Origin of the sequence: Streptomyces kunmingensis (genome assembly GCF_039533535.1) — a bacterium.
GTDB classification, from domain to species: domain Bacteria; phylum Actinomycetota; class Actinomycetes; order Streptomycetales; family Streptomycetaceae; genus Streptomyces; species Streptomyces kunmingensis.
This window is the reverse complement of the sequence record NZ_BAAATS010000001.1, coordinates 100,393-114,596: the sequence shown is the minus strand read 5'-3', so window position 1 is coordinate 114,596 and position 14,204 is coordinate 100,393. Positions and strand designations below refer to the sequence as shown.

15 protein-coding genes are annotated in these 14,204 nt (G+C 73.0%); 1 reads left to right on the top strand and 14 read right to left on the bottom strand.

Annotation, left to right across the window (positions count from 1 at the left end; all coding sequences use genetic code 11):
* Positions 1-19: 19 nt before the first annotated feature.
* From lgt to hisI, 11 genes are all read right to left on the bottom strand, one after another.
* Positions 20-1,033, bottom strand: coding sequence for a prolipoprotein diacylglyceryl transferase (gene lgt, locus ABD366_RS00520; protein WP_324771992.1), 1,014 nt, complete (start codon positions 1,031-1,033; stop codon positions 20-22).
* Positions 1,034-1,153: 120 nt separating this feature from the next.
* The gene (locus tag ABD366_RS00515; protein WP_324771946.1) at positions 1,154-1,927 is read right to left on the bottom strand and encodes a DsbA family protein; all 774 of its coding nucleotides are present in this window, start codon (positions 1,925-1,927) and stop codon (positions 1,154-1,156) included.
* 71 nt (positions 1,928-1,998) lie between these two features.
* Positions 1,999-2,823 (bottom strand): tryptophan synthase subunit alpha, encoded by an 825-nt coding sequence (gene trpA / locus ABD366_RS00510; RefSeq protein WP_324771947.1) that lies wholly within the window; start codon positions 2,821-2,823, stop codon positions 1,999-2,001.
* The gene (trpB, locus tag ABD366_RS00505; RefSeq protein ID WP_324771948.1) at positions 2,820-4,109 is read right to left on the bottom strand and encodes a tryptophan synthase subunit beta; all 1,290 of its coding nucleotides are present in this window, start codon (positions 4,107-4,109) and stop codon (positions 2,820-2,822) included. The genes trpA and trpB overlap by 4 nt, the downstream gene beginning before the upstream one ends.
* A gap of 100 nt (positions 4,110-4,209) precedes the next feature.
* Positions 4,210-4,431 (bottom strand): tryptophan biosynthesis modulator TrpM, encoded by a 222-nt coding sequence (gene trpM / locus ABD366_RS43420; protein ID WP_411293795.1) that lies wholly within the window; start codon positions 4,429-4,431, stop codon positions 4,210-4,212.
* 9 nt (positions 4,432-4,440) lie between these two features.
* Positions 4,441-5,250: an indole-3-glycerol phosphate synthase TrpC gene (gene trpC, locus ABD366_RS00500; protein WP_324771949.1), complete on the bottom strand. Its 810-nt coding sequence runs from the start codon at positions 5,248-5,250 to the stop codon at positions 4,441-4,443.
* 130 nt (positions 5,251-5,380) lie between these two features.
* Positions 5,381-5,809 (bottom strand): DUF2752 domain-containing protein, encoded by a 429-nt coding sequence (locus ABD366_RS00495; protein WP_324771950.1) that lies wholly within the window; start codon positions 5,807-5,809, stop codon positions 5,381-5,383.
* Positions 5,810-5,943: 134 nt separating this feature from the next.
* Positions 5,944-6,195, bottom strand: coding sequence for an HGxxPAAW family protein (locus tag ABD366_RS00490; protein WP_324771951.1), 252 nt, complete (start codon positions 6,193-6,195; stop codon positions 5,944-5,946).
* 135 nt (positions 6,196-6,330) lie between these two features.
* Positions 6,331-6,981: a TIGR02234 family membrane protein gene (locus tag ABD366_RS00485; RefSeq protein ID WP_324771952.1), complete on the bottom strand. Its 651-nt coding sequence runs from the start codon at positions 6,979-6,981 to the stop codon at positions 6,331-6,333.
* Between the two features lie 49 nt (positions 6,982-7,030).
* On the bottom strand, positions 7,031-8,527 hold the full coding sequence (locus tag ABD366_RS00480; RefSeq protein WP_324771953.1) for an anthranilate synthase component I: 1,497 nt from the start codon (positions 8,525-8,527) through the stop codon (positions 7,031-7,033).
* Positions 8,528-8,543: 16 nt separating this feature from the next.
* On the bottom strand, positions 8,544-8,918 hold the full coding sequence (gene hisI / locus ABD366_RS00475) for a phosphoribosyl-AMP cyclohydrolase (protein WP_411293796.1): 375 nt from the start codon (positions 8,916-8,918) through the stop codon (positions 8,544-8,546).
* Positions 8,919-9,001: 83 nt separating this feature from the next.
* On the opposite strand from hisI, the gene ABD366_RS00470 reads away from it, so the two are divergent.
* On the top strand, positions 9,002-9,637 hold the full coding sequence (locus ABD366_RS00470; protein ID WP_324771955.1) for a TIGR03085 family metal-binding protein: 636 nt from the start codon (positions 9,002-9,004) through the stop codon (positions 9,635-9,637).
* Between the two features lie 5 nt (positions 9,638-9,642).
* On the opposite strand, the gene ABD366_RS00465 is transcribed toward ABD366_RS00470, so the two are convergent.
* The 3 genes from ABD366_RS00465 to bdeA all read right to left on the bottom strand — a co-directional run bounded on the left by ABD366_RS00465 (position 9,643) and on the right by bdeA (position 14,034).
* Positions 9,643-10,866, bottom strand: a complete 1,224-nt coding sequence (locus ABD366_RS00465) for a PucR family transcriptional regulator (RefSeq protein WP_344440948.1) — start codon at positions 10,864-10,866, stop codon at positions 9,643-9,645.
* 183 nt (positions 10,867-11,049) lie between these two features.
* Entirely contained in the window at positions 11,050-13,014 is a 1,965-nt protein-coding gene (locus ABD366_RS00460; RefSeq protein WP_344440830.1) for a helix-turn-helix transcriptional regulator, read from the bottom strand.
* 102 nt (positions 13,015-13,116) lie between these two features.
* Positions 13,117-14,034 (bottom strand): bis(hydroxyethyl) terephthalate hydrolase, encoded by a 918-nt coding sequence (bdeA, locus tag ABD366_RS00455; protein ID WP_411293682.1) that lies wholly within the window; start codon positions 14,032-14,034, stop codon positions 13,117-13,119.
* Positions 14,035-14,204 lie beyond the last annotated feature (170 nt).

Here is a 14,204-nt window from a genome sequence, read left to right as displayed (position 1 = left end):
GACGTACAGCCGCGAACTCTCAGGCCTTCTCGGCCTCGGCGGTGTCCTTGGCTGGGCCGGGCTCCTCGGACTTGTCCAGCTTCACGGACTCACCGGCCTCGTCCTTGCCGTCCCCATCCTTGCCGGCCTCGTCCTTACCGGCCTCATCCTTACCGGCCTCATCCTTACCGGCCTCATCCTTACCGGCCTCATCCTTACCGGCCTCGCCGGTTCCCTCCGCCCCCGGTTCGACGATCTCCTCGCGTCCCGGGCGCGTCTTCGCCGACACGACCAGGTAGACGACGGCGAGCAGGAAGACGAAGAGCGCCGTCCAGTTGTTGAGGCGCAGACCGAGGATGTGGTGCGCGTCGTCCACGCGCATGTACTCGATCCAGAAGCGGCCGACACAGTACGAGGCCACGTACAGCGCGAACGCCCGGCCGTGGCCCAGCTTGAACTTGCGGTCGGCCCAGATGACGAGCAGCGCGACGCCGATGCACCACAGGGACTCGTACAGGAACGTCGGGTGGTACGTGCCGGGCACCCGCCCGTCCGTGTCCGACGTGATCTTCAGGGCCCAGGGCAGGTCGGTCGCCCGGCCGTACAGCTCCTGGTTGAACCAGTTGCCCCAGCGGCCGATGGCCTGCGCGAGGGCGATGCCGGGTGCGAGGGCGTCGGCCCAGGCCGGGAGCGGGATGCCCCGGCGGCGGCAGCCGATCCAGGCGCCGACCGCGCCGAGCGCGATGGCGCCCCAGATGCCGAGGCCGCCCTCCCAGATCTTGAAGGCGTCGACCCAGTCCCGGCCCTCGCTGAAGTACAGCTCGTAGTCCGTGATGACGTGGTAGAGACGCCCGCCGACCAGGCCGAACGGCACCGCCCAGACCGCGATGTCGGCGACCGTGCCGGGGCGCCCGCCGCGGGCGACCCAGCGCTTGTTGCCGAGCCAGACGGCCACGAAGACGCCGATGATGATGCAGAACGCGTAGCCGCGCAGCGGGATGGGCCCGAGGTGGACCACGCCCTGCGACGGACTGGGGATGTAGGCAAGTTCCATGGCAGGGTCGACGCTACCGTGCCGGGCCGCGGACTCGTCCGGCAGCCCGGCTACGTCTCCATAACAAGGCTTGCTCATACGTGCTGTTTACAAGACCTGTTAACAGGACCTACCGGCGCGCTACTTGTCGGCGTCCTGCACCATCTGCTTCAGCTTGGCCGGAGTCATGCTCTGGTCGTCCATGAGGTTCTTGCCGTTGAGCAGCACCGTCGGGGTGCCTTTGTGGCCGCCGTCCTGGAACGCCTTGTAGGACTTGCTGATCCAGCCGTCGTGCGTGCCGTCCTTCACACAGGACTTGAAGGAGTCGGTGACGAGCCCGTCGACCTTCCCGGCCAGGTCGATCAGCTTGCCGTTGTCCGCGAAGGTGTCGTCGGTCTCCTTCGGCTGGTTCTCGTACAGCACGTCGTGGTACTCGGTGAACTTGCCCGCGTCCTGCGCGCACGCCGCCGCGTTCCCCGCGCGCAGGGAGCCGCTGCCGCCCATGTTCGAGTCGATGAGCGTGACCGTGTGGTACTCGGCCTTCAGCTGGCCTGCGTCGGTCAGCTCGTGGATCGTCGAACGGAACCCGTCCTCGAAGGACTTGCAGGCGGGGCAGCGGAAGTCCTCCCACACCGTGAGCGTCGACTTCGCGCTGTCCTTGCCCACCGGCACCGCCAGATCGTCCTTGCCCCCGGCTCCCTTCGGCGCGGCCGCGGATCCGGACGTGTCACTCGAACTGTCGTCGCCGGAGTTCGCGGCGACCACCCCGATCACGGCGGCCAGGCCGAGCACGCAGACGACGGCGGCGCCCACGATCAGCGTCCGGCGCCGCTTCTCCGCGGTTCTCTGCTTCTCGCGCTCCGCGGCCAGCCGGTCCCGGGCCACGCGCTTTCCCTCACGGTTCTTCTCGCTCACACCTGCGCCAACGAACCGGGGAGGCACGAGCGTGCCTCCCCGACCCACTTCCACCCATATGGGTGACCTGGCTAGGCGTTGCCCCGTACGCCCGCGGCGAGCTCCGCGGCGAGGGCCCGGACCGCCGCGAGGCCCGCGGCGGTGTCGCCGACGGCCTCGGCTTCGAGCATCCGCTTCACGAACGCCGAGCCGACGATGACGCCGTCGGCGAAGGTGGCGACCTCCTTGGCCTGCTTGGCGTCGGAGACGCCGAGGCCGACACAGACCGGCAGGTCGGTGGTGGCCTTGGTGCGGCGCACGAGGTCCTGCGCCTGGTTGCCGACGGACTCGCGGGTGCCGGTGACGCCCATCAGCGAGGCGGCGTAGACGAAGCCGGAACCGGCGGCCGTGATGGTGGCGAGGCGCTCGTCCTGGCTGCTGGGCGCGACGACGAAGACGGTGCCGAGACCGTGCTTCTCCGCGTGCTCGCGCCAGGTCGCCGACTCCTGCACGGGAAGGTCGGGCAGGATGCAGCCGGCGCCGCCCGCCTCGGCGAGTTCGGCGGTGAACCGCTCGATGCCGTAGCGGTCGATGGGGTTCCAGTACGTCATGACGAGGACCGGCTTGCCGGTGGCCTCGTAGGTCTCGCGCACCGTGCGCATGACGTCCTTGATCTTGAGGCCGCCGCGCAGCGCGATGTCGTCGGCGGTCTGGATGACCGGTCCGTCGAGCACCGGGTCGGAGTGGGGCAGGCCCACCTCGACCACGTCGGCGCCGCCGTCGAAGGCGGCCTTGATGGCCTCGATGCCGCCGTCGACCGTCGGGAACCCGGCGGGCAGGTAGGCGATGAGGGCGGAGCGGCCCTCGGCCCTGGCGCCGGCCAGGGTGTCGTTCAACAGCTGGATGTTCCCGCTCACTTGGCGTCCCCCTCGATCTCGGCGGTGTCGGCGGCGTCGGCCGCGACTTCGGCGTCGGCACCCTCGTCGTAGAGACCGAAGTACCGGGCTGCGGTGTCCATGTCCTTGTCGCCGCGGCCCGAGAGGTTGACGATGATCAGCGCGTCCGGGCCGAGCTCCCTGCCGACCTCGAGGGCGCCGGCGAGGGCGTGCGCGGACTCGATGGCCGGGATGATGCCCTCGGTCCGCGACAGCAGGCGCAGTGCCTGCATCGCGGCGTCGTCGGTGACGGCGCGGTACTCGCCGCGGCCGCTGTCCTTGAGGAAGGCGTGCTCGGGGCCGATGCCCGGGTAGTCCAGGCCGGCCGAGATCGAGTACGGCTCGGTGATCTGGCCCTCCTCGTCCTGGAGGACGTAGGAGCGGGAGCCGTGCAGGATGCCGGGTTCGCCGGCGGTCAGGGTCGCCGCGTGCTCGCCGGTCTCGACGCCGTGGCCGGCCGGCTCACAGCCGACGAGGCGGACGCCGGTGTCCGGGATGAAGGCGTGGAAGAGGCCGATGGCGTTCGAGCCGCCGCCGACGCAGGCGATGGCGGCGTCGGGAAGGCGTCCGGCGCGCTCCAGGATCTGGCGGCGGGCCTCGACACCGATGACGCGGTGGAAGTCGCGGACCATCGCCGGGAAGGGGTGCGGGCCCGCGACCGTGCCGAAGAGGTAGTGCGTGCGGTCGACGTTGGCGACCCAGTCGCGGAACGCCTCGTTGATGGCGTCCTTGAGGGTGCGGCTGCCGGACTTCACGGCGATGACCTCGGCGCCGAGCATGCGCATGCGGGCCACGTTCAGGGCCTGGCGCTCGGTGTCGATCTCGCCCATGTAGATGGTGCATTCGAGGCCGAACAGCGCGCAGGCGGTGGCTGTCGCGACGCCGTGCTGGCCCGCGCCGGTCTCGGCGATGACGCGGGTCTTGCCCATGCGCTTGGTGAGCAGGGCCTGGCCGAGCACGTTGTTGATCTTGTGCGAGCCGGTGTGGTTGAGGTCCTCGCGCTTGAGGAAGATCTGGGCTCCGCCGGCGTGCTCGGCGAACCGGGGCACCTCGGTGAGGCTGCTGGGGCGGCCGGTGTAGTTGACGAGGAGGTCGTCGAGCTCGCGGGCGAACTCGGGATCGTTCTTGGCCTTCTCGTACTCGACGGCGACCTCGTCCACGGCGGCGACGAGGGCCTCCGGGATGAACTTGCCGCCGTACGCGCCGAAGTAGCCTTCTGCGCTGGGGACTTGACCCTCTGGGTCCGGGTGGAAGTACTCGCTGGGCATGCCTATACCTCACGTGGCGTGAATGGGTGATCTGCGATGCGATCGACCCCGCCAGGGGCGCGGGGAACTGCGCGGGCGAGCCCCACCGAGGTGAGGACGGCTACGCGCCGTAGTGGGCAGACGAATCGTCCGGCCGGCGCGACATCGTGGCTGATCGCGCCGTTCCCCGCGCCCCTGACGGGGCGCTCTGCCATCGCATGCCGTTCACCTGGCCCGGCTCATCGCCGATGACATACCGCACCCTGCGACCATGCACGCGCCGCGCAGGCGCCCGGCAGCCGCGGGGGCGGCAGCCGGGTGCGAGGCGGGCGGCAATGGGCATGGCGCGGGGTCAGCCCCGTCCGTGGCGCAGCGCGGGGTGCGCGCCGGCGGCGACGAGGTCGGAGACGGCGGAGCGCGGGTCGCGGCCGGTCACCAGGGACTCGCCCACGAGGACGGCGTCCGCGCCGGCGTTGGCGTACGCAATCAGGTCGTGCGGGCCGCGCACGCCGGACTCGGCGACCTTGACGATGTGGTCCGGGATGTCCGGGGCGACGCGCTCGAAGGTGCCGCGGTCGACCGAGAGGTCCTTGAGGTTGCGCGTGTTGATGCCGATGATCTTCGCCCCGGCGTCGACGGCCCGCTCGACCTCGTCCTCGTCGTGCGCCTCGACGATCGGCGTGAGACCGATGGACTCGGCGCGCTCGATGAGGGACTCCAGGGCGGGCTGGTCGAGGGCTGCGACGATCAGCAGGGCGAGGTCGGCCCCGTACGCGCGGGCCTCCCACAGCTGGTAGGAGGTGACGATGAAGTCCTTGCGCAGGACCGGGATGTCCACCTTGGCGCGGACCGCTTCGAGGTCGGCGAGGGAGCCGCCGAAGCGCCGCTGCTCGGTGAGGACGGAGATGACGGCCGCGCCACCCGCCTCGTAGTCGGCGGCGAGGGCCGCCGGGTCGGCGATCGCGGCAAGGGCGCCCTTGGAGGGGCTGGACCGCTTGACCTCGCAGATGACCTTGACGCCGTCGCCGCGCAGGGCCGCGACTCCGTCCTTGGCCGCGGGAGCCTTCGCCGCGCGCTCCTTGAGTTCGTCGAGGCTGACGCGCGCCTGCCGTTCCGCGAGGTCGGCACGGACTCCGTCGATGATCTCGTCGAGCACACTCACGCGAGCGGACTTCCTTTCTTGCAATTCGGTTCTCTGAGCAACCGAGTGGTCACTGCGATGGTATCCGGAGGAGGGCGAAGGCTCTGCATCCGGTTGATGGCGGTCCCACTACCTGGACAAATGTTGTTGATCAAGGGTGTAGGAAGCCACCGAAGGGCAGGTTCCGGACAACGGTGAAGGCCAGCACGAGTCCGCCGAGCGTCCACAGGTGTACGCGCCCGAGACCGAGGCTCGTCGGCCGTCCGCGGGCCGCCCGTACCACCCATACGGCCCACACCACCGCGAACAGCACGTACCCGGCGACCGCCAGGGCGTTGGCGCCCAGGGAGCCCGTCAGGTCGCCGTGGACGAGCGCGTGGGCGCCGCGCAGGCCGCCGCAGCCGGGGCAGAAGACGCCGGTGGCGCGCAGGAGCGGGCAGGCGGGGTAGTGGCCCGCCTCGTTCGGGTCGACGGCGCCGACATAGGCGAAGGCGGCCGCGACACCGCCGAGGATGCCCAGCGGGACGGCGACCCGGCGCAGCGGGCCGGGGCGGGCGGTGTGGGTCGCATCGACGGTCACCCGGGGATTGTCCCCCGGCGACCCGCGCTCCGCTCCCCCGGACACCCGTCTGCCGTGCCCGGCTCCCCCGGACATACGTCAGGGGCGGGGCGGCGAACTGGTCGCCGCCCCGCCCCTGTCACGTACCGGAAGTGTCAGGCCTCCGAGCCGGCGGTGCTGCCGGTCGTCCTGGCCGGCAGTACCAGCTCGGCGCGCCTGGGCTTGCCCATGCCGGCCATGCTCATCACGCCGCCGACGATCGGGGCGATGACCAGCAGAGCCATGCCGACCCAGAAGCCGACCGGCTGCACCATCACCATGAAGGTGCCCGCGACGATGAACCCGATGAAGGCGATGATGACACCGGTCCAGGCGGCCGGGGTGTGTCCGTGGCTGCTGTCCGCCATGGCTTGCTCCTCGTTGCTTATGGCCTATGCGGCCGCGCCCGGTCCTCGCCCGGGGCGATGGGGCGTACCGCGATCAAGTCGTACAGGTCCATTGTCCCGTACCGGCGCGTACGGGACGAACGCGGGGTCGGGCTCTCAGGCCGTGCCCGTCGGGTCCTCGCCGCGGTCGAGGGCTTTCCACAGTTCCTCGGGGCGGTCCGGGTCGACGGGCTTCTGCCTGCGGGCGCGCGGGGCGCCGTCGCGCTCGTAGCGGCCGCCCATGGAGGGCCAGGCCGCGCCGTAGACGACGGCGAGGATGCCGGCGATCAGGAGGAGGGCGCCGCCTGCGGCCGCGACGTAGGGCCAGGCGGTGTGGCTGAGGGCGTGGATGGTGGACGACGCGTCGCCGGAGGCCGCGGCGGCCTTCTCGTCGAGCGCGGAGCTGTCGCCGGCGCCCAGCATCGCGGCGGCGACGGCGCCCGCGCCGCTGAGCGCGAGCAGCACGGCGACCAGGACGCGGCCCGCGCGGCGCACCGCGAACACGGCGACGAGGGCGGCGAGGCCCACGATGGCGAGGGAGGCGGGCAGGCCCGTGACGTCGCTGCCCTTGGCGGTCAGCGGCAGCTTGCCGCCCGCGACGGCGGCGACGCCCGAGCACCATTCCTGCCGGGACGCGAGCAGCGCGACCGCGGCGCCCGCGGCACCGAAGAGCAGGGCGACGCCGAGACTGCGCCGGCCGTTCTTGCTCGGCCCGGTGGTCTCGGCGGCTTCGGTTCGGGGGTGCGGTACGGCAGTCACGTATTCCACTATCGCCTGTCCGTACAGGTGTGTGTGCCCCAGGGGCGCGAGGCGTGGGTCACTTCACACCGGCGCTCGGGGCGCCGAGCCGGTTCGCCGTGTGGACGGCGCGGAGCACCGCGGCGGCCTTGTTGCGGCACTCGGTGTCCTCGGCGACGGGGTCCGAGTCGGCGACGACGCCCGCGCCCGCCTGCACGTACGCGGTGCCGTCGCGGAGCAGCGCCGTGCGGATGGCGATGGCGGTGTCGGAGTCGCCGGCGAAGTCGAGGTAGCCGACGCAGCCGCCGTACAGGCCGCGCCGGGACGGCTCCAGTTCGTCGATGATCTGCATGGCGCGGGGCTTGGGGGCGCCGGAGAGGGTGCCGGCGGGGAAACAGGCGGTGAGGACGTCGAAGGCGGTGCGGTCGCCGGTGACCCGGCCGGTCACGGTCGAGACGATGTGCATGACGTGCGAGTACTTCTCGACGGACATGAAGTCGACGACCTCGACGGAGCCGGGTTCGCAGACCCGGCCGAGGTCGTTGCGGCCGAGGTCGACGAGCATGAGGTGCTCGGCGCGCTCCTTGGGGTCGGCGAGCAGTTCGTCGGCGAGCGCCTGGTCGTGCTGGGGGGTGGTGCCGCGCGGCCGGGTCCCGGCGATGGGGTGGACCATGGCGCGGCCGTCCTCGACCTTGACGAGGGCCTCCGGGGAGGAGCCGACGACGTCGAATCCGTCGAAGCGGAAGAGGTACATGTACGGGGACGGGTTCGTGGCCCGCAGGACGCGGTACACGTCCAACGCGCTTGCCGTGCAAGGGGTTTCGAAGCGCTGGGAGGGCACGACCTGGAAGGCCTCGCCCGCGCGGATCCGCTCCTTGATGTCCTCGACGGCCTCCTGGTACTGCTCTCCGCCCCACAGCGCGGTGAACTCGGGAAGCTCGGAGGCCGGGAGCGCGGCGGGGGCGGTGTGCACCGGCTTGCCGAGGTCGGCCTCCATGGCGTCGAGGCGGGCCACGGCGTCGGCGTAGGCCTCGTCGACACCCGTGTCGAGGTCGTTGTGGTTGATCGCGTTGGCGATGAGCAGGACGGAGCCGTCCCAGTGGTCGAGCACGGCGAGGTCGCTGGTGAGCAGCATCGTCAGCTCGGGCAGGTTCAGGTCGTCCCGCTCGCCGGGGCCGATCTTCTCCAGGCGGCGCACGATGTCGTAGCCGAGGTAGCCGACCATGCCGCCGGTGAACGGCGGGAGTCCCTCGTAGCGCGGTGTGTGCAGGGTCTCGATGGTGGCGCGCAGGGCGGCGAGGGGGTCGCCGCCTGTGGGGACGCCGACGGGCGGGGTGCCGAGCCAGTGGGCCTGTCCGTCGCGCGAGGTCAGCGTGGCGGCGGAGCGCACGCCGACGAACGAGTACCGGGACCAGGACCGGCCGTTCTCCGCGGACTCCAGGAGGAACGTGCCGGGGCGCTCTGCGGCGAGCTTGCGATAGAGACCGACGGGCGTGTCGCCGTCCGCGAGGAGCTTGCGGCTGACGGGGATCACTCGGCGGTCGGTCGCGAGCTTGCGGAAGGTCTCGAGATCCATGGGAGGAGCTTAGGTCTTAAGCGGAAGGGGCTGTGACCGGCAGTTCGTCGGCGTCGAAGCAGGTGCGGGCGCCGGTGTGGCAGGCGGCTCCCACCTGGTCGACCTTGACGAGGATCGTGTCCGCGTCGCAGTCCAGGGCGACGGACTTCACGTGCTGGAAGTGGCCCGAGGTGTCGCCCTTGACCCAGTACTCGCGGCGGCTGCGCGACCAGTACGTGCAGCGGCCCGTGGTCAGGGTGCGGTGCAGCGCCTCGTCGTCCATCCAGCCGAGCATCAGCACCTCGCCGGTGTCGTACTGCTGGGCGATGGCGGGGACCAGGCCGTCGGCGCTGCGCTTGAGGCGGGCGGCGATGGCCGGGTCGAGGTCACTGGGCTGGGGCTCGGCGGTCATACGTGCCATTGTGCCGCGCTCGTGGCGCGTCTCCGTGGGGAGTCCACTGTCCGGACGGTGCGGGCGGTCGTAGGCTTGCGGGCATGTCGACCCATGCCAAGCGTGAACGACTTCTCCTCGCCGATCTGTTGGAGGCGGCGGGCCCGGAGGCCCCCACTCTGTGCGAGGGCTGGACCGCCCGCGACCTCGCGGCGCACGTCGTGGTGCGCGAGCGCCGCCCCGATGCCGCCGGCGGCACCCTCGTCAAGCAGCTCGCCTCCCGCCTGGAGCGGGTGCAGCACGAGTTCGCGGAGAAGCCGTACGAGGAACTGATCCAGCTGATCCGGACGGGGCCGCCGCGCTTCTCGCCGTTCGCCCTGAAGCAGCTCGACGAGGCGGCGAACGTGGTCGAGTTCTACATCCATGCGGAGGACGTGCGCCGCGCGCAGGAGGACTGGTCGCCGCGCGAGCTCGATCCGGTCTTCAGCGAGGTGCTGTGGTCCCGCCTGGAGCGGATGGCCCGGGTGATGGGCCGCAAGGCCCCCGTCGGGGTCGTGCTGCGCCGCCCGGACGGCCGGACGGCGGTCGCGCACCGCGGCGCGCCGGTGGTGACGGTCACCGGCGAACCCTCGGAGCTGCTGATGTACACCTTCGGCCGCCAGGACGCGGCGAACGTGGACCTCGAGGGCGACAAGGCGGCCATCACCCAGCTGAGCGAGACGAAGGCGCTGGGGTTGTAGAGCCTCTATGGGCGCAGGCGGTGTGCGTTCAGGGCCAGGGCGAGTTCTACGAGGTCGGCGGGGCGGGTCAGGCTGCGGCCCGTGAGGGATTCGTAGCGGCGCAGGCGGTTCAGGACCGTGTTGCGGTGGCAGTAGAGGCGGGACGCGGCGCGCTGCGCCGAGCCGTCGCAGTCCAGCCAGGCGGTCAGGGTGTCGAGGAGCAGCGCCCCGTCGGCCGGCGGCAGGGCGCGCAGCGGGCCGAGTACCCGGTCGACGAGGAGGCCGCCGAGCGCGGGGGCCCCGGCCACGAGGGCGGCGGGCAGTTCGTCGTCGAGGAGGACGGTGCCGCCGCCCGCGGGGCAGATCCGCAGGGCGGTCTCGGCCAGGCGCCGGGCGCCCCCGACGGCGGCGAGGCCTTCGACGGCTGAGCTGACGCCGACCCGGACGCCGGCCGCGCGGTCCGTCGACGCGCGCCACCGCGCGGCGAGTTCGCGTACGTCGCACTCCCCGAGGGCGATGATGCCGCGCTCGGCGTCGGGTCCCGGGTGCCACACGGTCCGGGTCCCGGCGGGCGCGGGCGCCGCGCCCCGGCCGCCGGCGACGAGGACGACGGCGTACCGGCCGCGTTCGGGCAGGCCGAGGGCGGCGGCGGCGTCGGGCAGGTCGGCGATGCGGGTGGCGCCGTCGAGCAGGGCCGCGGCCATCAGGCGGCGCCGGTTCTCGCGGCGCCAGGTCAGTTCGTGCTCCGCCCGGTGGTAGGCCTCGGCGACGCAGGCGCAGTGCTCGTCGACGTAGGTGCGCACGTCGGCGGCGAGGTGGACGAGCAGATGCGCGTCGCGCGGGTGGTGGCGGGTCACCTCGTCGACGAGCGCCTGCCAGACCAGGGCGCCGCCGAGCCGGAAGGCGTGCAGGAGGGCGTCGAGCGGGAGGCCGCGGGCCGCACGCTCGGCGCCGATCCTGGCGGAGCAGACGCGGGCGGCCTCGCGGGAGCGGCCGGGGTCGAGCAGGGAGGCGACGCTGTGCCGGAGCGAGCGCTGCACCTCCCGCCGGATGTCGCCGGGGTCGGCGTCGATCGCGGCGCGGTAGGCCGGTTCTCTGGCGTGCAGTTCGGCTGTCAACCGATCGGTGAGGGAGGGGAGTTGGCCCATGAGGGGCAGCGCTGCGCGGCGCAGCACGGCGACCGCGTCGGACCCGGCGGGGGCGGCTCCGGTCCGGGGGCGGGGTCGGGGACGTACGAGGTGCGCGGGCATCACGGTCACGGTCCTCCTCGGCTCGGCTCGTGCCGGGGCGTGCCGGAGCCGCCCTGGGCCCGAAGAATGACATACCGTCTGGTCGGTCTCCAGCCCCTGGTGATAACGACACGGTGCCGCGCACAAACCGTGATGCGGGCGTAAGGGGGCGCGCGGGGCCGGGCGGGGCGCGAGGGCGGGTCCTCAGGAGTGGGCGACGGGCCGTTCCGCGCGGTCCACCAGGCGGGCCAGTTCGACGCGCGAGCGCACGCCCAGCAGGGCGAAGACGTTGCGCAGGTGGTGGTCGACGGTGCGCGGGCTCACCGACAGGCGCGAGGCGACCTCACGGTTGGTGGCGCCCTCGGCCACGCAGTGCGCGATCCGCAACTGCTGCGGCGTCAGCTCGGCCAGTCTGCCCGGGGGCTCCTCGTACGCCGGGGCGTCTCCGGTGGCGCGCAGTTCGGCGGCCGTCCGGGCGGCCCAGACCGTGGCGCCGCACCGCTCGAAGGCGACCAGGGCGTCGCGCAGCAGCACCCGGGCGCGGGCGGGCCGGCGGGCGCGGCGGAGCCACTGACCGTGCAGGTCGGCGGTGCGGGCCCGTTCGAAGTCGCCGCCGGTCCGCTCGTGCCGGGCCAGCGCCTCGGTGAAGCGGGCCTCCGCACGGACGGGATCACCGGCCGCCAACAGGGCGTGGCAGCGCGCCAGTTGGGCCTTCGCCTGCCGGTCGTAGCCGCGGTCGGCCCACACCGTGAACTCCGCGACGGCGGCCCGGGCCCCCTCCAGATCACCGGCCGACACCGCCGCCTCCACGAAGCACGGCACGGCGAGCATCCGGACCGCGAAGTGCCCGCGGCGCGGCCCGGGCCGGACGAGCGGTCCGAGCCGGGCCGCCGCCTCGCACGCGCGACCGCGGGCCAGATCGGCACGGGCCAGCGCCCATTGGGCGAGGGTGGCCGCCTGGACGAGGCCGTGCCGGGCGGCGATGTCCTGCGCGGCCGCCGCGTGCCGGGCGACGGTGACGGCGTCGCTGTCGAGGGAGGCGACCAGGGCCAGAATCGCGTGCTGGTGGGCGAGGACGTTGCGCTGCCCGGTGGCGCGCGCGGCTCGCAGTCCCTCCTCGGCGTGGGCCCGGGCGCGGGCATGGCGCCCGGCACGCAGTTCGCCGTACGCGAGCAGTTCCAGGGCGCGCGGCAGCTCGGGCCCCGCGTCGAGGGCGCGGGCGGCGGCGAGGGCGAGGCTGCCGAGGCGGCAGGCGGCCTCGACGTCCCCGGCGACCAGGGCGGCGGACCCGGCCCGCAGCAGGGCGTCCGGGTCGCCCGCGTCGGCGGCCTCGGCGACGACGCGGCGCAGCGCGGCCCGCCCGGCCGCGTAGCGGTCGTCGAGGGCGGCGGCCATCGCGAACCCGTAGAAGCGGGCACTGGCGCCCGGGGCCCGCGGCTCCCCCACCGCCTCCCGGTACGCCTCCGCGTCGCCGAGCGCCCACGCCGCCTCCGCCGCGGCGAGGCGGGCGTCGAGCGCCCGGTCCCGGGGACAGAGCCGGGCGGCCAGCAGCAGGGAGGCGCGGGCGTCGGCGACGGGCCCGTCGCGCAACGTCAGCAGGCCGCGCACGAGCGCGGCGCTCCCGCGCACCTCGTCCGGCGGCGTCAACGCGGCTGCCCGGTCGAGCAGTTCGCGTGCGCGGTGCGGGCGGCCCGCGAGGCGGGCCTGGTCCGCCGCGGCGACGAGCCGCTCCGCCCGGACGGCCGGCTCCGTGGCGAGGGCCGCCGCATGGGCGAGGGCAGTGGCGCGCTCGCCGTGCGACGGGCCCGACGCCCGTGCCGCCGCGGCCAGTTCGTCGCCGATGCCGCTGTCCGGGTAGGGCGCCGCGAGCGCCCGGTGCAGCAGCGCCGCCGACCGGTGCCGCTCCCCCGCGGCGGCCTCGGCCAGCAGCCGGTGGGCGGCCCTGCGGTGAGCGGGCCGCGCCGCTTCGTACACCGCCCGGCGGCCGGGGAGCCGCAGCCGTCCGTCCGGGCTCCGCTCCAGGCCCGCGCGCTCGGCGGCGTCCAGGGCGTCGGCGTCGAGCCCGGCGGCCGCCGCGGCCCGCAGCACGAGGCCGCCGTCCACGCGCGGCCCCTCGGGATCGCTCTCGTAGGCGGCCGCGGTCAGCAACAGGACACGTCTGGCGCTCACTTACGTCACCGTACGGACGAACCGCCGCACCCGCGACGCCGGTTGGGAACGAACCCAACCGGCGCCGGCCGACACTGTGCTCACGCACAGCCGTCCAGAACATCAGGACGTGTGCGGGCAGTTGCCGCGGTACTCGGCGATGGTCAGACTCGCCGAGGGCAGCGGGCAGAGGAACTGCTCGTAGCGGGTGTCGTTGTCGATGAACCGCTTCAGCCACGAGATGCTGTACTTCGCGATCGTGGTGTTGGACGAGTTCGGGGTGAAGTGGGTGGCTCCGCGCAGCTCCAGGTACGCCTTGTCGAGCGAGCTCGGCAGACTCCCGTAGAACGGCTCGGAATGGGTGGCGACCGGCGCGATGGTGTCACCGTCCGCGCCCACGACCAGCGTCGGCGTCTTCACCTCCGGCCAGGTCTTGTCGGTGTTCCAGCCGGTCAGCGGGATCGCGGCCTGCAACGAGGGCCGGCTCTTGGCGGCTTCGAGCGTGCCGCCGCCGCCCATGGAGTGCCCCATGACCCCGAGTCTGCTGGTGTCGATACGGCTGCGCACCGAGCTCTGCTGCGTCAAGTAGTCGAGTGCGCTGAGGAGTTGACGCCCGCGGCTGTCGGGCTGGTCGACCGTCGTGTTCGTGTCGATGGTGAAGACGACGAACCCCTGCGAGGCGAGACGCGGGCCCAGCCAGGCGATGGACGACTGGTACGCGGTGAAGCCCGGGGAGATCGCGATGGCCCCGAACGTGCCGTCGGCCGTGGACGACGGGTAGTAGATCGTGCCGCCGCCGAACCCGGAGACGCTCAGGGACGACACGGTCGTCTGCGATACGGAGTACGAGCCGCGCAGCGCCTCGATGCTGGACACGGTGGGGGCGGGGCCGCGCTCGTAGGGGTTGTCGGCGGCCTGGGCTGTCACGGCCTGCGAGGTGGCGAGGCCGCCCAGGGCCAGCAGGGTGGCAAGTCCCGTACGGATCATGCGGGTTCGCATCTTCTGCACGATGCGGGTCCTCTCGGGGGGATGAGGTGGCATCCGTCCCGGGAGGCCACCGTGGTCACTGACTGCGACCACGGTGGGGGGTGACCCGTGTGTTGCGCATCGGCGAAATCACCGGTTCCGCCCATTGGGTGTACGCCGGCCCGTCTGCCGGGGGCTGTCTCGTTTGCGACCGCGGGCCCGGTGGGGCTTCTCGCGCCGTTCCC